Source organism: Streptomyces sp. NPDC012474, assembly GCF_042955185.1.
Classification (GTDB): domain Bacteria; phylum Actinomycetota; class Actinomycetes; order Streptomycetales; family Streptomycetaceae; genus Streptomyces; species Streptomyces cahuitamycinicus.
Window position 1 is genome coordinate 1 of sequence record NZ_JBIBEP010000043.1, and the last position, 15868, is coordinate 15868.

Here is a 15868-nt window from a genome sequence, read left to right on the forward strand (position 1 = left end):
GACCCCAGTGTCACCGCGGTCAGCGCGATCCTCATCGCCTTCGCCATCCTCGCCCTGGGCCTGGTCGCCCTGGTGCGCTGGCTCGGCTCCGGACGGCAGGACTCCCTGCTCTCGGTCGAGAACACCGTCGGTGTCGCCAACCCGGGAGGCGAGGCCGTATGACCACCCACCGATCGTGCTCTCTCAACACACCATCCTGCGATCAGCGAAAGAGTCACGCGCATGACTGACACCCTCACCGCTCCCTCAGTGGAGTCGGCAGTCCTGGAGACCGTCCCCCGTGGCTTCCTCGCCCACGACTGGCAACCCGCCACCGGCGGTCGCACCTTCGAGGTGCGCAACCCCGCGACCGAGGAAGTCATAGCCACCGTCGCCGACTGCGGCGCACAAGACGCCCTGCAAGCACTGGACGCGGCGGCCGCGGCCGCCGACCAGTGGGCCCTCAGCAGCCCACGGGACCGGGCGACCGTCCTGCACCGGATCACCGACGCCATGACCGAACACCGTGAGCGTCTGGCCCGCATCATCACGCTGGAGATCGGCAAGACGATCACCGAAGCCCGGGGCGAGGTCGACTACGCCGCGGCCTATTTCCGGTGGTACGCCGAGGAGGCGGTTCGCCCCCACGCACGCAGCACGCCCTCCCCGGACGGCAAGAGCCACATCGTCACCGTCGCCGAACCGGTCGGGCCCTGCCTGCTGATCACCCCGTGGAACGTGCCGCTGGCCATGGCCGCCCGCAAGGCCGCCGCCGCCCTGGCCGCAGGCTGCACCGCCGTGCTCAAACCGGCAGCGCTCACCCCGCTGTCCTCCTTGGTGCTGGGGGAGCTGGCGCGTGAGGCCGGTGCGCCCGCAGGTGTCCTGACCGTGATCACCAGCAGCGACGCGGCAGCGGTCACCAAGGCGCTGCTGGCCGACCCCCGGCTGCGCAAGCTGTCCTTCACCGGGTCCACTCCGGTCGGCAGGCTGCTGCTTCAGCAGAGCGGTGCCCGGGTGCTGCGCACCTCGATGGAGCTGGGCGGCAACGCGCCGTTCCTGGTCTTCGACGACGCCGACCTCGACCTCGCGGTCCGCGAAGCGATGATCGCGAAGATGCGGCTGGGCGGCCAGTCCTGTGTCGGCGCCAACCGGTTCCTGGTGCAGGAGGGGATCGCCGACGAGTTCGCCGCGGCGCTGGGCGAACGGATTGCCGCCATTCGGGTCGGCTCCCCGGACCGGGAGGACACCGAGCTCGGGCCGCTGGCCGACCACCGTGCGGTGGACAAGGTCCGCCACCTCGTCGAGGACGCCGTGGCCCGGGGCGCCGTCGTCATCGGCAAGGCGGACATCCCTGACGGGCCGGGCCACTGGGCCGCCCCGACCGTGCTGGACCACGTCCCCGCCGACGCCGCGATCATGCACGAGGAGGTCTTCGGACCCGTTGCCGCCATCCACCGGTTCTCCACCGAGGCCGAGGCCATCACGGTGGCCAACAACACTGAGCACGGCCTCGCGTCGTACGTGATGACGTCCCACATCGACCGCGCCCGCCGGGTCGCCGCCCGGCTGGAGGCCGGAATGGTCGGCATCAACCGCGGCCTGGTCTCCGAGGTCGCGGCGCCCTTCGGCGGGGTCAAGCAGTCGGGCCTGGGCCGCGAAGGCGGACCTGAGGGCCTCCACGAGTACCAGCAGCTCAAGTACCTGTCATTGCCCGGCTTCCACAGCTGAGCAAGCCGACACCAGCGGAGCCCTCTCCCCCCCCGTCGTGCAGGGCAAGGCAGTGACCGGGGTGAGGGTCCATTCCACTACGTCCACCAGCGGCCCGGTCAAGGATGGCCGCCAGTCTCCGGCGGCCTCAGTGTCGCCGGCCTGGCCGCCCGGGCGGATCTTCGACAGGGCGGCGGTGTGAAGGAGTTCCTGCCGTCGGCGCCTGCCTCTCAGTTCCTGGTCACCGACAGCAAAGGACATCCAGCAGTTGGCGGGGCAGGGCTTCTGGGACGTCAAGCAGCCACGGCAGCCCGGTGGGGAGTCTCGGTTCTTCCTCACCGGCACCCCACCATGCTCCGCAGCCCCCCATGGCACCCGTGATCCGAGTGCCGGGGGACGGCCATCTCCACCGACTTGACGAAGGAGACGGTTGGCCGTGGACGCCATCGACGAGAAGATCATCGCCGAGCTGACCCGCAACGCCCGCCTCTCGCACTCGGAGCTGGCCAGCAGGGTGCTGCTCTCCCGTCATGCGGTGCGCCAGCGCATCGAACGGCTGGAGCGGCACGGCCACATCGCCGGCTACACCATCGTCCGTCCGGGCGAGGACACCGGCAATGTCGTCTCGCGCTCGTCCTCGTCCACCGCCAGGACCGCATGCGCGGAGGCGACGTCCTGGCCGCACTCAAGAGCATTCCGGAGGTCGTCATCTGTGAGATCCTCAGCGGCGACTACGACATCATGGTGCGCTGGGACAGCCTCGCTGGAACGCGTACGAGTCGTCCGGGAGAACATCGCCCAGATGCCCGGCGTACGAGACACGGTCACCGCCCTCACCCTGTCCAGCATCGTCAACCGTCCGCTAAGAAAACGGCGTACCACGCCATCGGGGTGAGCAGCGCCGCCATCGCTACTTCCCCGTCCAGTCCACCGCGACCATGAAGACCACCACCTCCATCCCGGTGGCCAGGGTCTCTTCGACACCCAGGCGGTCGCCATAGCGATGTGGGGAGAAGGACAGGCACCGAGCACACCGTCCGGGCGGCTTGGCGGGCCAAGTACTCCACTTTGGTGGTGATCTCCGTCGACGTGCAGCACGGCGCTCTTGGCGTCGACCATTCCGCTGTGGAAGCGGTCGGAGCCGATCTCGGAGCGGATCCCGCTCCGGGGGATCAGCCGGGTCTCGATCCCGAGCCGGCCGGCCATGATCTCGTGGGTCTTGCGCAGGCCTTCGACGTGGGCCGGTTTGGTCGCCATGAGTTGCTCGCCCGTGCGTGACGTGCACGTCGGCGTCCTAGCGGGCCAGATGCAGTGCCGCCGAGAGGCCGGTCAGGCCGGCACCGATGATCGCCACGTCGACATTCCCCCCGATCTCGGTCCGGGACCGGTCCGGACCCTGGGGAACGGTGTTGAGCTAGTAGGGGGGTGAACTGCATGTCGCTGCTCTCTCCTGCCAGTGCCGTCCACTGTGAACGCGCGGTGCGTGGTTCAGGCCCTTCGAGGGTTCCGCAGAGTGGGCCTGAGGGAAGGTCGGGCCTGTTGACAATACCTTTATCGTCGACAATCGACAAAGATTCATGCAGGGCGTGCCGCGCCCGGTAGGTCTCGGGCATGCCGGTGACCGCGGTCCGCTCCCGCCCGAACCGCTTGATGATCGTGTCGTACACCTCCAGCAGGCGCTCGGACTCCACATCGAGGTCGATGCAGCCCCGCCGCGACCGCCGCGACCGCCGTCCGGCAACGACGTAGGCCGTTCGCTGAGGAAGCGCTCGAACAGCAGCCGGTGTTCGAGCGGGTTGGCCGTGGCGATGAACAGCGCGTGATTCACCATCGAGCCGGCGCCGGATCCGCACGCTATAACGCGGATTCCCCGCGCCGGGTATCCGCCACTACATGGGCCACGGCCAGGAAGTACCCCGTAAAGCCCAACCGGCCGATGACCTCCAGCTCGCAGTGCACAGGCCCTGAGCTCCTGGCCACGGCCACCGTGGTCGTCGCAGCAGCGTGTAGCCCGAGCCCAGGACCTGCGAGCCGAGCGACCTGTCGGTGGACCAGATCGCCGGCCGGGTTCGGCTTCCCCAGGAGCACCTCCCTGCGCCATCGCCTGCACGCGGCGATCGGCATCTCACCCAGGCGTACCGGCGTACGTTCCAGGCGGCCCGCTAGTGCCCACCGGGAGCCCCCTAGCCACTACTTCGGTGAACCGACTCGGTGCGGGACGGGGCGAGTGCGCTCGAAGGGTGTAGGGCCGGCGCCTCACACCGGTTGCCAGATCTGGGCGAGCGTTGTGGCGGTGAGAACGTGCTCGGGGTGTCCCTTCCCAGCCAGTTGACCGTTGCGGAGCAGGAGGCAGGCGTCCGCCGAGCGTGCGGCTTCCAGGTCGTGGGTGGCTTGCACGACGGTGACTCCGTCGGCGACCAGCTCCGTCAGCAGCGCGGCGATCCGGTCCCTTGCTTCCGGGTCCAGGCCCGTGGTCGGTTCGTCCAGGAGGAGCAGGTCCGATTCCTGGGCGAGTCCTTGGGCGATCAGGGCGCGTTGCCGCTGTCCGCCGGACGGTTCTCCGAGTTGGCGGGTGGCGAGCTCGGTGATGCCGAGCCTCTCCATGGCCTGGTCCACGGTGGCCTGGTCCCGCCGGGTCAGTCGGCGCCACGGCCCGCGGTCGCCCCAGCGCCCCATCTCCACTGTCTGCCTGACCGTGAGCGGCAGTGCGTCAGCGACGGCCCCCCGCTGCGGGACGAACGCCGGCGGCCGGTCGCCGGCGTAGTGGAGCCGGCCTGATGTGGGTTTGATCACTCCGGCCAGGACTCCTAGCAGGGTGGACTTCCCGCTTCCGTTGGGGCCGACGAGTGCGGTGATCGTCAACGCCGGTATTTCCGCGTCAAGTTGACACAGAACGGGGCGGCCGGGATATCCGGCGGAGAGGTCCGTGAAGCGGACTCGGGGCGTCAGGATCTCGGCGAACCGCGTACGTCTCGGAACCGGGCAAGTGCCAACTGCACGCCATCGACATCGAATCGGGCAAGAAGGTCACGTCCGTGACCCTGCCCAAGAGCACGAACGAACTGTCCGGCACCGTCACCGGCCACTGATCCTCCGACTCGGCGAAGCCGCTCCGCACCCGGGGCCGACGGCCTACGACGACCCCGGGTGGCAGAGAGCCACGGTCTTGGGTGAGGTCTGCGTCGGCTGCTTGAGAGCCTCTGACGTGCGGCACTTTGCTGAAGGAGTACATCTCTCTGAAACGTCTGACTTTGCCGTTTCTCCGATGTGAGGCCTTCCGAATCGGTGGTGGCTGTCGGGGTGCGGCATTTGGCCGTGGCCGCGCATGAGGAGAGGGCCCCCACCGTCGATTTGCTGGTAGAGGTACAGCAGGAAGGCGATGAGGGTGGAGACCGGGATCTCCCCGGACGCCACGCGCGCCCCGCCGACGGGAACTATTTCGCTGATTCTGCGGCTCCTGTCGCTGAAGCTACTTGGCATCAGTGCAGGTCGTGAACGTGGCCTGGTGCCAACTGGCGAGCCCGGTCACACGGGGTGTGACGAGGATGAGCAGGTGGCCCTGAGTGCCGTGGCCGGCATCGTGCGCGGGGTGCGACAGGCCCTTCGGTGACAGCGCCGAACGGCCCCTGACTCATCCCGCGCCGCCGCGACCCCTCACAGGTGTGCGGCGTGATCGGGAACGTAGGTCTGCAGGTCGCGCGGGGGGCGCTGGTAGCCGGTCGAGAGCGGTCGTTCGGGCAGTTCCAGCACCGGCGGGGGCGCCTCGTGGTACGGAACGGATTCCAGCAGGTGGGCGATCATGTTCAACCGGGCCCGGCGCTTGTCGTCGCTCTCGACGACGTACCACGGTGCCTCGGCGATGTCGGTGTGCACCAGCATCGCGTCCTTGGCGCGCGAGTACGCCTCCCAGCGGGTGATCGACTCCAGGTCCATCGGTGACAGCTTCCAGCGGCGCAGCGGATCCTCCAGACGCCTGCGGAAACGCTCCTGCTGTTCGGTGTCGCTGACCGAGAACCAGTACTTGCGCAGCAGGATGCCGTCCTCCACCAGCATCCGCTCGAAGATCGGGCACTGACGCAGGAAGAGCTGGTACTCCTCCTTCGTGCAGAAGCCCATCACGTGTTCGACGCCGGCCCGGTTGTACCAGGACCGGTCGAACAGCACGATCTCTCCCGCGGCCGGCAGGTGCTCGACGTACCGCTGGAAGTACCACTGGGTGCGCTCGCGCTCCGTGGGCTTCGGCAGCGCGGCGATCCGTGCGACCCGCGGGTTGAGGTGCTCGGTGACCCGTTTGACGGTGCCGCCCTTGCCGGCCGCGTCGCGCCCCTCGAACACGATGACCAGCCGGGCTCCCTCCGTCCGCACCCACTCCTGGAGCTTGACCAACTCCGTCTGCAGAAGCAGCAGTTCCTTCTCGTACACCTTGCGCGGCAGCTTTGCCGCCTTGCTGTCCGTCATGCCGTCTCCCGCTCCGGGGTTCCATCAGGACGTCGTGCAGGCACCGTACTGTCGGGCAGGAAGGCCCGCACGACGGACGGCATGAGCGGTTCAGTTCTCCGGGAGGCTCGCCGATGCGGCCGGCAGTGGCACCAGGTGAGGTCGAGGGAGCCCGCCGGTCGGCGTCCGCCGAGTGGCAACCGTCGCGGGAACCGGGGGAGGCTGGAGAGAGCGATCCACACGCCCCGGCAGCGGTCACGGTCGCCATGAGGGCCCCGGCCGGGCGGGGTGTGCAGCGGATGGGAGAAGGCTCATGAAGGTCGCAGTGCTGACCGGGGGCGGTGACTGTCCCGGCCTCAACGCGGTGATCCGCAGTGTCGTACGCAAGGGCGTGCAGGAGTATTCGTTCGACTTCGTCGGGGTGCGGGACGGTTGGCTCGGTCTGCTCAAGAACCACGTCGTGCCGCTCGACATCTCCAGCGTCCGGGGAATCCTCCCCCGGGGCGGGACCATCCTGGGTTCCTCCCGAACCAACCCGTTCAAGCACGAGAACGGGCTGCAACGGGTGCGGGAGACCCTGGCCGCGCATGATGTGGACGCGCTCGTCGTGATCGGCGGAGAGGACACCCTCGGGACGGCGGCAGAGCTCACCCGGCACGGGATCAAGATCGTCGGCGTGCCGAAGACCATCGACAACGACGTCTCGGGCACCGACTACACCTTCGGCTTCGACACCGCCGTCGGCATCGCGACCGAGGCCATCGACCGCCTCCACACCACCGCCGAATCCCACATGCGGGCCCTCGTGGTGGAGGTGATGGGACGGCACTCCGGATGGATCGCCCTGCACGCCGGCATCGCGGGCGGCGCCAACGTCATCCTCATCCCCGAGCGGCCGTTCGACATCGATCAGGTCTGTGAGCTGGTGAGGCGACGGTTCGAGATCAACTACGCGCCGATCGTCGTCGTGGCCGAAGGGGCCCTCCCCAAGGAAGGACAGATGATCCTCAAGGACCAGTCCCTGGACGAGTTCGGCCATGTACGGCTGTCCGGCATCGGCGAATGGCTGGCCCAGGAGATCTCGGCACGGACCCAGAAGGACGCCCGTACCACGGTCCTGGGCCACATCCAGCGCGGCGGCACCCCGAGCCCCTTCGACCGGTGGCTGGCCACCCGATTCGGGCTGCACGCCATAGGCGCGGTCGAGGAAGGGGACTTCGGCTGCATGGTCGCCCTGAGGGGCACCGACATCGTCCGAGTGCCCCTCGCGGACGCCACCGCGCGGAACAAGGTGGTGGAGCCGTCTTTGTACGACGAGTTCGAGGTGTTCTTCGGCTGAGCCGTCATCCTCCGTGCGGCACGACGGCGACCGGGCAGCGGGCATGGTGCAGTACGGCGTGGGTGACCGGGCCCAGCCGGCCCTCGGCCGCCGTCGGCTCGGTGCGACGCCCCACGACGAGCAGGTCCGCGTTCCTGGAGGCGTTCAGGAGCGCTTCCGCGGGATGGAGCAGCATGAGATCGGTGGCGGCCGATACCCGGGGAGCACTTCTCCTGCCACGGACGCAGGGCGTCGAAGATCAAAGCCCGGCAGGCCGGGTGTCCGGCAGGGCCGATCGGCCCCGGCGGCCGGGGCCGCAAGGACCCATGCGGTGCGGAACCCCGGCCGGACCCGCCCGCGAGGACCCGACGGGCCGGTGGCCGGGGCCGACCGCGAGGACCCGACGGGCCGGTGGCCGGGGCCGACCGGCCCAAGCGCGTCCGGCCGATCCGCGCCAAGCTGGAACTGCGGTGTGAAATTGGCACATCGTCCGCGCCAGTGAGGAGGTACCGCCATGAAGGCCTGCGTCTTCCACGGCCCCGGAGAGTCCGCCTGGGAGGACGTCCCGGACCCGGGCGTTCAGGAGCCGACCGATGCCATCGTGCGCGTCGACGCCGTCACCCTCTGCGGAACGGACCTGCACATCCTCAAAGGCGACGTCCCCGAGGTGCGCCCGGGCACGGTGCTGGGGCACGAGGCGGTCGGCGAGATCGTCGACGTCGGCGGCGACGTACGCACGGTGCGGCCGGGCGACCGCGTGCTGGTCTCCTGCATCACCGCCTGCGGCCGCTGCCGGTACTGCCGTGAGGGCACGTACGGGCAGTGCCGGGGCGGCGGCGGCTGGATCCTGGGCCATCTGATCGACGGCACCCAGGCCGAGTACGTCCGCGTGCCGTACGCGGACCTCTCGGCGCACCCCCTGCCCAGCGCCCTGGACAGCAAGGACGCCGTGCTGCTGGCCGACATCTTCCCGACCTCCTACGAGGTCGGCGTGCTCAACGGCCGTGTGCGACCCGGAGACACCGTCGCCGTCGTCGGCGCCGGGCCCGTCGGGCTCGCGGCCGTCGCGACGGCCCGGTTGTTCGCTCCGGAGCGGATCATCGCGGTGGACCTCGCCGCCGCACGGCTGGAAGCGGCCAGACACCTCGGCGCGGACGCCGTCGCGGACGCCCGGGAGGCCCCCGAACAGCTGGTCGCGGACCTCACCGGCGGACTGGGCGCGGATGTGGTCGTCGAAGCGGTCGGCGTCCCGGAGACGTTCGAACTCTGCACGCGCATCGTGCGGCCCGGGGGCCACGTCGCCAACGTCGGCGTGCACGGCAAGCCCGTGACCCTCCATCTGGAAGACCTGTGGATCAAGAACGTCACCATCACCACGGGGCTGGTGGACACGTACTCCACGCCCACACTGCTCCGGATGGCGGCCGCGGGCAGCCTGCCCACCGGGCAGCTGGTCACGCACACCTTCCCGCTGAACCACATGGAGGAGGCGTACGACGTCTTCGCCCGGGCCGCCGACACCGGCGCGCTCAAGGTCGTGCTGGGCGAGGAGCCGCACGAGGAAGTCGTCCCCTACCGGGCGGCCTGACGAACGAGAGAGGTGACGCGTCATGAGCGAACGGCCTTCGTCGCACGCCGTGGAAGGCCGCCCGATGGGCGACCTCGGCCGGCGGATCACCCAGCGGCGTACGGAACTCGGCCTGAGCCGGCAGGAGACGGCCGCAAAGGCGGGCATGTCGCCGGCCTACCTCCAGTACCTGGAGGAGCGGCCGCCGGCCGACCCGGGCGCGGGCACCCTCCTGAGGCTGGCGGGAGCACTGAAGACCACGGTGTGGCACCTGACCGGTGGCGACACCGAGCTGCCGCCGGGCCTCGGCCGGGCCGCCCGCACACCCCGGTTCACGGAGCTGACCGAGGCGGAGTGCCGCTCCCTGCTCTCCACGCACGGGGTGGGACGCCTCGCCGTGCCCGCGGACTCCGGGCCGGTCGTCGTCCCGGTCAACTACAGCGTCGTCGAGGGCGGGATCGTGTTCCGCACCGCACCCGGCACGACTCCGGCACAGGCGGACGGCCACCAGGTCGCCTTCGAGGCCGACCGCATCGACGAAGCCTTCAGCGAGGGCTGGAGCGTACTGGTGCGGGGACCCGCGACGACCGTGACGGATCCGGACGAGGTCGCCCGTCTCGAAGAGCAGGCCTACAGCACACCCTGGGCGGGAGGCCGACGCGACCTGTGGCTGCGTATCGAGCCCGTCGCCGTCACCGGGCGCCGGATCACGGTGGTCTGAACGGCTTCACACCCGGCCGCTCACAGCGCGCTGCCGCTGCCGCAGGGGGCGTACAGGTCGAGCAGCCGGACCCGCGACGCGTGCAGCCGGTGGGTGACCCCGGCCGACCCAGTCCGCGACCGCGCCCACTACTGCCAGGCCTCGGCGCGTCGGCGGCGGGCCAGGACCCAGCCTGGACAGGGCCGCTGAGAGCTCGCACGGCTTCTCCATCCGCCGGGCAGGGAGCGGGCGGCTGCAGATCGCCGTAGCGCCGTCCGGACTCCCGCCGGTCGACGTCTGGCTGCCGGGCCGGGCGACCGGCGTGGAACCGGGGGAGACCTGCCGGCTGGTTCTCACGGACCACTGAGACGTGCGGTGCGCGGCAGGTCCCGCGCGACGGCCCGCACGTTCGTCATGTGCCGGGCGCAGCCGTCCCCCGGGCGTCCAGGACGAGCACCGCGACATGCAGGGACGTGCACTGGAGGCCCGACTCCAGATCGCAGCCGAGGAGCCGTTCGATGGTGTGGAGGCGCTGGTAGTACGCCTGCCGGGACATGCCGGCCTGTTTTGCCGCGACCGACTTGTTCCCGGCCGCCGTCAGATAGGCGCGCAGCGCCGGGAGCAGGTCGCCGCCGTTGCGGTCGTCGTGCTCGATGAGACGCGTGAGCTGCCGTTCCGCGTACCGCTGGAGGCGGATGTCCTCCCGCAGCACGCCCAGGAGCTCCGGCAGCCGGACGTCTGCGGGGACGTAGAACCAGCGGTCGGGTGAGGCGGGTGTGATGGCCTCGGCCGTCTGCTCGGCCTCCTGCCACGACCGGGCGATCCCGGAGAGGTCGGTCACGCCGGGGCCGACGGCGACGACGGCCTCCGGGCCGAGCTCCTCGCGGCAGAGACGGCCGATCCGCTCGGCGACCGGCTGCCAGGCGCTGGCCTGTGCCAGGGCCAGGCATACGCCGATCCGGCCAGGGGCCGTCTCGCCGACGAGGGCGCGGATGCCGGTCTGCGCCATCGCCTTCGCGATCCGCTCGTCGAGGTGCTCCCCGGTACCGGTGTGCGTATGGCGGATGACCACGGCGAAGAGGCGGTGCCCCAGGGTCGGCAGTCCCAGTGCCTCGGCACGTGCGCGGGCGTCCGCGGGGGAGCGGAAACGCCGTTCGTACAGGTCCCGCAGCACCGAGCGGTGGGCCCGGCGCTCCCACCAGGCCGGCCCGGCCAGCCGAGCCATGCTCAGGGCGACCGCCGCACGCTCCAGGACCAGCACGTGTTCCGGGTCGGGCTCCGGACTCAGGCGGCCCTCCAGCAGGACCAGCCGCCCCCACGGCCCCTGGTGGTCCTGCACGGGCGCGATCAGCCACCCCTCCGGGCCGCTCGGTGTGATCTTCTCCGGGGTCGGGGTGGCCCGGGAACGCCGGGACCAGGCCGACACCACCGGCTCGTACGGCCGGCCGAGCAGTTCACACATCAGGACCCGGTGGGTGAGGTCCTCCAGCACCACGGGGGCCCCGGTGAGCTCGGCCGTGGTGTGCACCAGTTCCTCGGGGGTCGCGCCGCGCAGCGTCAGGGCGGTGAAGATGTCCTGGATGTCCCTGCCGCGGCGCAGCAGCGCCCCATGGGCGTCGAGGATGAGCGCGTGCACCGCCTGCGTGACATCGATGAACCGGACGCCGCGGGCCAGCTCGACCAGCGGCACCTCACGGGCACGGCAGGCCGCCACCAGTTCGTCGGGCACCTTCCGGTACCGGTAGCCGAGCTCCACGATCAGGCCGGCCGCGCCGACGTCGGCGAGCTGGTCGACGTAGCCGCACAGTTCGGAGGCGTCCTCGGGATAGGGCATGCCGGTCGTCAGGACCAGCTCGCCGCCCTCGAGGAAATCCGCGGGGTTGAGCAGTTCGGTGACGTGCACCCAGCGCACTCCACGGTCCAGCTGTGACTCACCGGCCAGCACGCGCGGCATCCCCTCGGCCAGCACCGGGAGGCTCAGAACCTCCGTGATGGTCGGGAACTGTCCGGTTGCGGGACGTCTGGGCGGCATAGGGAGTGCTTTCGTCCGGGGATGGGGGTCACCTTCGCACCGGCACATCACCGTGACAAGAGGTGCAGGGTTACTTTCCGTGGCGGGCCCGCTCGCCGTGACACTTCGTCTCGATAACGTCCCGAGGCGGAACAGAGTGTGGGTTGACCTGCGTATTCGCCGGGGTCGAGAGTGAACGCCATCCCCAAAGGGCCCGAATCGGAAGGGTCCGCGCGGTGTCCCCACCGTGCCGGGGCACCACTGAGACACCCAGGCCGCACCCGGCGAAAGGAGCGACCTCATGAGCATCCCGAAGCGCGTCGCCGTGATCGGTGCCGGCAGTATGGGCAGCCAGGTCATGTGGCGACTGGCCGCTCGCGGAGCCGAGGTCATCGGTTACGACCGGTACGCCCCGGGGCACGACCGCGGCGCGGCCGGCGGCGAGAGCCGCATCTTCCGCGCAGTGCACCTCGGGGACCCCGGGTACATCCCGCTGCTGCGGCTCGCCGACCGGATGTGGGACCGGCTCCAGCGCGAAACCGGCTCCTCACTGCGACGCCGCAGCGGATGCCTGGTGATGGGCGAGACCGCATCGCCGTCGATGCGTCTCCTCCTCTCCGCCAGCGCCACCCACCGGCTGGACCACGAGGTACTGGACCGGGAGGAACTCGCCCGCCGCTACCCCCAGCACCGCCTCCCGGACGGGCACACCGCCGTCCTCGACCGGATGGGCTCCATCATCAGGCCCGAGGCGTCGGTCCAGGCAGCCGCCGCCCGCGCCGAACAACTCGGCGCCCGGCTGCACCGCTACACCCCGGTGCGGGAGATCGCCCCCGCGGCGGGCGGCGGCGTGCACATCGTCACTGACAACGGCACGGACCACGTCGACACCGCCGTGGTGACCGCGGGCCCCTGGATCAACACCCTGCTCCCGGACCTGCCGCAGACCGTCGACATCCGCCGGCTGATCAGCTCCTGGCACATCCCCACCCGCCACGACTGGTTCGCGGGCGGCGCCCCCGCCTTCGTACGCAGCGCACCCCATGACTGCTACGGGCTCCCGTCACCCGACGGCATCTCCGTCAAGCTCGGTCTCTCCTTCGCCCGCTATCTGCCGGTACCCGACCCCGAACGGCTCGACCGCACGGTCCGCCCGGAGGAACTCGCCACCTTCCGAGAGCTCATCGGCGAGCTGATGCCCGATCTGAACCCCGACCCCATCAGGCTGTCGGTCTACATGGAGGGCTACACGGAGTCCGGGAACCCGCTCGTGGGTCATCTCCCCGGCGAGGACGACATCGTCGTGATGGCCGGATTCTCCGGCAGCGGCTTCAAGCTCTCGCCCGCCATGGGCGAGATCGCCGCCGACCTGGCACTCGACGGCACGACGGACCACCCCATCGGCTTCCTCGCACCGGCCGGAGCCGACGCCGCCTGATCCCCGGCGGTGCCTACGGGCATCGCCCCCCACCCCTGACATCTCTGTCATGGGAATGCCCGGAAGGGCATGCGCCGGCCGTAACCAGCTCCCCCAAGCCAAGACAGGAGACCCTCATGCCCATACCCTCGCTTCAATTCCGCCCGAAGTACGTCTCGTTCGACTGTTACGGCACGTTGATCGAGTACCCGATCACCCCCATCACGCGAGAGCTCGTCGGTGACCAGATTCCCGCCGGGCAGTGGGACCAGTTCGTACGGGAGTTCCGCGGCTACCGCTACGACCAGGTCCGCGGCGCGTACTACTCCTACGAGCAGGTGCTGCATGACTCCTTCGAGCGGGTCTGCCGCAAGTGGGGTGTGAAGGCCGCCCCGGACGCGGGCAAGCGCTTCGCCGACGGCGTCCGCAGCTGGGGCCCGCACGCCGATGTGCCGGAGCCGCTGAAGAAGATGAGCGAGAACTACAAGCTGGTGATCTTCTCCAACGCCGACGACGCCTTCCTGGAGGAGAGCGTGCCCCGGCTCGGGGCGGACTTCCACGCGGTCTACACCGCGGAACAGGCCGGCTTCTACAAGCCCCGCTACGCGGCGTTCGAGTACATGCTGGACCAGCTCGACGCCTCCCCCGAGGACTTCGTGCACGTCTCCTCGCACACCCGCTACGACCTGATGCCGATGCACGACATGGGCTTCCGCAACCTCGTCCTCCTGGACCGCGGCTATGACCCGGTGACCCACGGCTACGACTACGTGCCGGTGAAGTCCCTGGACGACCTCAACACCATGCTCGGCATCTGACACGTCGCTCACGCCCCGCACGGACAGCCCCGAAGAACCCCGCTGAGCTTGTCGGCAACGCCCGCGGAGAACCCGAAGTACCGGGCCGTGGGGGCGATGTCCGGCGCCGCATCATCGACCCGGTCGGCGGCGGGCGGCACACGGTCCACGCCCCGCCCCCACGGTCGGATCTTCTACGGCATGCAAGGCCTCACCAGCGTCCCCGGCGCGGGCCTCGGATCCGACGAGGCGGACCCTCACTCGTAGCCCCATCCCCAGCCGTCCCTGTTTCCCCTCAGCACCACCCCCAGGAGGCAAACCATGAGAGACGCCCGTATAGACCGCAGACTCTTCCTGCGCGGCGTCGGCGGAGCCACGGCGGGTCTCGCCGCCGCGACCGCCCTCAGCGCCTGCGGCACCGGCACCAGCCGCAGCGCTTCCACCGGCACTGGCGGGAAGGGCGGCAAGACGGTGGTCGTCCGTGACAGTGGCGGTTCCTACGGCGCGGCCCTGCAGAAGGCGATCTACACGCCGTTCACGCAGGAGACCGGCATCAGCGTCAAGGTGCTGAACCTGGACGACGCCCCGCTGCTCGCCCAGATCAAGCAAGGGCGCCCGCAGTGCGACCTCATCAACAACTCGATGATGTCCCACCTGAAGTATGGGAAGCAGGACGCCCTGGAGACGCTGGACCCCGGCCGGATCAAGAGCGTGAAGAGCGCGAAGATCCCCGAGAACCAGATCACGGACCACGCCGTCGGCCACAGCTTCTACGGTCAGTGCATCGCGTACCGCACGGACGCCTTCGACGGCCGCAAGCCGGAGTCGTGGGCGGACTTCTGGGACACCAAGGCGTTCAAGGGTGCCCGTGCGATGGTCAGCCCGGACGGTGACCTGCCGGAGCTGGAGTTCGCGCTGCTGGCCGACGGTGTGCCGATGGACAAGCTGTACCCGCTGGATGTGGACCGTGCCTTCAAGGTGCTGACCCGGCTGCGGGGCGACATCAAGAAGTTCTGGGACAGCGGCCCGCTCCCCGGCGTGCTCCTGAGCCGCCAGGAGGTGACGATGTCCACCGTCTGGGACGGCCGGATCGCTGATCTTCAGAAGCAGGGCGTCCCGGTGGAGCGGCAGCTCAACGGCATGCGCCGCCAGTTCTCGGGCTATGCCATCGCCAAGGGCGCGGCCAACGCGGACAACGCCTACCAGCTCATGGACTTCGCCTTGCGTGCCGAGATCCAGGCTGCCCTGGCCAAGGCGTTCCCGTCGAACCCGTCCTCTCCGGTGGCTTACGCCAAGCTCACCGAGGAGGAGCGCAACGCGCTCGCGGGTGCGCCGAAGTACTACGACAAGGGTTTCGACGCGGACATCGACTGGTGGCTGAAGAACGAATCGGCCGTCACCAAGCGCTGGCTGGAGTGGGCTCGTGGCTGAATTCGATGTGGTCACACCGTGCGTGACGGTGGCCGACGGCACCCTGCCCACCGCGACGGGCAAAGCGCTGTCGGTGGTGGCCCTGCGCAAGACGTACGGGGACGTCGTCGCGGTCGACGAGGCGTCCATGGAGATCGCCGCCGGGGAGTTCGTCACCTTCCTCGGGGCCTCCGGGTCGGGCAAGACCACGACCCTGATGATGATCGCCGGCTTCTGCGAACCCGACTCCGGCACCATCACCGTCGGAGGCCGGGATGTCACGAAGCTCGCCCCGCAGAAGCGCAATCTCGGCTTCGTGTTCCAGCAGTACCTGCTGTTCCCGCACATGACCGTGAGCGAGAATGTCGCCTTCCCTCTCACCCTGCGCGGCGTGCCGAAGGACGAGATCCGCAGGCGCGTCGGGGAGACCCTGGAGATCGCGGGCCTGTCCGGGTTCGGCGGCCGTAAGCCGCGTGAGCTGTCCGGTGGTCAGCAGCAGCGTGTCGCCCTGTGCCGGGCGCTGGT

General features: G+C 69.9%; 14 protein-coding genes and 2 pseudogenes. 10 read left to right on the plus strand and 6 right to left on the minus strand.

All coding sequences use genetic code 11. The features are described from left to right. Nucleotides 1-222 precede the first annotated feature (222 nt). The 3 genes from ACFY9S_RS40245 (at nucleotide 223) to ACFY9S_RS40255 (ending at nucleotide 2964) form a co-directional block, all read left to right on the plus strand. Nucleotides 223-1707 (plus strand): aldehyde dehydrogenase family protein, encoded by a 1485-nt coding sequence (locus ACFY9S_RS40245; RefSeq protein ID WP_391139049.1) that lies wholly within the window; start codon nucleotides 223-225, stop codon nucleotides 1705-1707. A gap of 415 nt (nucleotides 1708-2122) precedes the next feature. Beyond that, a complete protein-coding gene (locus ACFY9S_RS40250; RefSeq protein WP_391139051.1) occupies nucleotides 2123-2581 on the plus strand; it encodes an AsnC family transcriptional regulator in 459 nt (152 codons plus the stop codon). A gap of 179 nt (nucleotides 2582-2760) precedes the next feature. Beyond that, on the plus strand, nucleotides 2761-2964 hold the full coding sequence (locus ACFY9S_RS40255; protein WP_391139074.1) for a hypothetical protein: 204 nt from the start codon (nucleotides 2761-2763) through the stop codon (nucleotides 2962-2964). 293 nt (nucleotides 2965-3257) lie between these two features. Here ACFY9S_RS40255 and ACFY9S_RS40260 read toward each other — a convergent pair. From ACFY9S_RS40260 to ppk2, 3 genes and pseudogenes are all read right to left on the minus strand, one after another. Next, nucleotides 3258-3636, minus strand: a pseudogene (locus tag ACFY9S_RS40260) (DNA polymerase III subunit alpha); the annotation flags it as partial. A 306-nt stretch (nucleotides 3637-3942) separates the two neighbouring features. Further along, entirely contained in the window at nucleotides 3943-4638 is a 696-nt protein-coding gene (gene aztA, locus ACFY9S_RS40265) for a zinc ABC transporter ATP-binding protein AztA (protein ID WP_391139072.1), read from the minus strand. A 702-nt stretch (nucleotides 4639-5340) separates the two neighbouring features. After that, nucleotides 5341-6144 carry a polyphosphate kinase 2 gene (ppk2, locus tag ACFY9S_RS40270; protein WP_391139052.1) on the minus strand — a complete coding sequence of 268 codons (804 nt, stop codon included), beginning with the start codon at nucleotides 6142-6144 and terminating at the stop codon, nucleotides 5341-5343. 292 nt (nucleotides 6145-6436) lie between these two features. On the opposite strand from ppk2, the gene ACFY9S_RS40275 reads away from it, so the two are divergent. Further along, on the plus strand, nucleotides 6437-7462 hold the full coding sequence (locus ACFY9S_RS40275; protein WP_391139054.1) for an ATP-dependent 6-phosphofructokinase: 1026 nt from the start codon (nucleotides 6437-6439) through the stop codon (nucleotides 7460-7462). Between the two features lie 4 nt (nucleotides 7463-7466). On the opposite strand, the gene ACFY9S_RS40280 is transcribed toward ACFY9S_RS40275, so the two are convergent. Further along, complete coding sequence (locus tag ACFY9S_RS40280) at nucleotides 7467-7637, minus strand: universal stress protein (RefSeq protein ID WP_391139056.1); 171 nt, start codon at nucleotides 7635-7637, stop codon at nucleotides 7467-7469. 318 nt (nucleotides 7638-7955) lie between these two features. Between ACFY9S_RS40280 and ACFY9S_RS40285 the strand changes: the two genes are divergently transcribed. Further along, the gene (locus ACFY9S_RS40285) at nucleotides 7956-9029 is read left to right on the plus strand and encodes an alcohol dehydrogenase catalytic domain-containing protein (protein ID WP_391139058.1); all 1074 of its coding nucleotides are present in this window, start codon (nucleotides 7956-7958) and stop codon (nucleotides 9027-9029) included. 22 nt (nucleotides 9030-9051) lie between these two features. Next, entirely contained in the window at nucleotides 9052-9729 is a 678-nt protein-coding gene (locus tag ACFY9S_RS40290; protein ID WP_391139060.1) for a pyridoxamine 5'-phosphate oxidase family protein, read from the plus strand. Between the two features lie 20 nt (nucleotides 9730-9749). Here ACFY9S_RS40290 and ACFY9S_RS40295 read toward each other — a convergent pair. Beyond that, nucleotides 9750-9852, minus strand: a pseudogene (locus tag ACFY9S_RS40295) (regulator); the annotation flags it as partial. A 268-nt stretch (nucleotides 9853-10120) separates the two neighbouring features. Next, a complete protein-coding gene (locus tag ACFY9S_RS40300; RefSeq protein ID WP_391139062.1) occupies nucleotides 10121-11740 on the minus strand; it encodes a PucR family transcriptional regulator ligand-binding domain-containing protein in 1620 nt (539 codons plus the stop codon). Between the two features lie 280 nt (nucleotides 11741-12020). On the opposite strand from ACFY9S_RS40300, the gene solA reads away from it, so the two are divergent. From solA to ACFY9S_RS40320, 4 genes are all read left to right on the plus strand, one after another. Continuing rightward, nucleotides 12021-13157: an N-methyl-L-tryptophan oxidase gene (gene solA / locus ACFY9S_RS40305; RefSeq protein WP_391139064.1), complete on the plus strand. Its 1137-nt coding sequence runs from the start codon at nucleotides 12021-12023 to the stop codon at nucleotides 13155-13157. Nucleotides 13158-13273: 116 nt separating this feature from the next. After that, the gene (locus tag ACFY9S_RS40310) at nucleotides 13274-13954 is read left to right on the plus strand and encodes a haloacid dehalogenase type II (RefSeq protein ID WP_391139066.1); all 681 of its coding nucleotides are present in this window, start codon (nucleotides 13274-13276) and stop codon (nucleotides 13952-13954) included. A gap of 300 nt (nucleotides 13955-14254) precedes the next feature. After that, nucleotides 14255-15364, plus strand: coding sequence for an extracellular solute-binding protein (locus ACFY9S_RS40315; protein ID WP_391139068.1), 1110 nt, complete (start codon nucleotides 14255-14257; stop codon nucleotides 15362-15364). Further along, nucleotides 15357-15868 (plus strand): ATP-binding cassette domain-containing protein (locus ACFY9S_RS40320; protein ID WP_391139070.1); only part of this gene is annotated, 512 nt, incomplete at its 3' end. The genes ACFY9S_RS40315 and ACFY9S_RS40320, both read left to right, overlap by 8 nt.

Coding starts and splice junctions, on each gene's coding strand:
- ACFY9S_RS40310 (WP_391139066.1), top strand. CDS start 13,274: ATGCCCATACCCTCGCTTCAATTCCGCCCGAAGTACGTCTCGTTCGAC.
- ACFY9S_RS40300 (WP_391139062.1), bottom strand. CDS start 11,740: ATGCCGCCCAGACGTCCCGCAACCGGACAGTTCCCGACCATCACGGAG.
- ACFY9S_RS40245 (WP_391139049.1), top strand. CDS start 223: ATGACTGACACCCTCACCGCTCCCTCAGTGGAGTCGGCAGTCCTGGAG.
- ACFY9S_RS40290 (WP_391139060.1), top strand. CDS start 9,052: ATGAGCGAACGGCCTTCGTCGCACGCCGTGGAAGGCCGCCCGATGGGC.
- ACFY9S_RS40275 (WP_391139054.1), top strand. CDS start 6,437: ATGAAGGTCGCAGTGCTGACCGGGGGCGGTGACTGTCCCGGCCTCAAC.
- ppk2 (WP_391139052.1), bottom strand. CDS start 6,144: ATGACGGACAGCAAGGCGGCAAAGCTGCCGCGCAAGGTGTACGAGAAG.
- ACFY9S_RS40315 (WP_391139068.1), top strand. CDS start 14,255: ATGAGAGACGCCCGTATAGACCGCAGACTCTTCCTGCGCGGCGTCGGC.
- ACFY9S_RS40285 (WP_391139058.1), top strand. CDS start 7,956: ATGAAGGCCTGCGTCTTCCACGGCCCCGGAGAGTCCGCCTGGGAGGAC.
- ACFY9S_RS40280 (WP_391139056.1), bottom strand. CDS start 7,637: ATGCTGCTCCATCCCGCGGAAGCGCTCCTGAACGCCTCCAGGAACGCG.
- solA (WP_391139064.1), top strand. CDS start 12,021: ATGAGCATCCCGAAGCGCGTCGCCGTGATCGGTGCCGGCAGTATGGGC.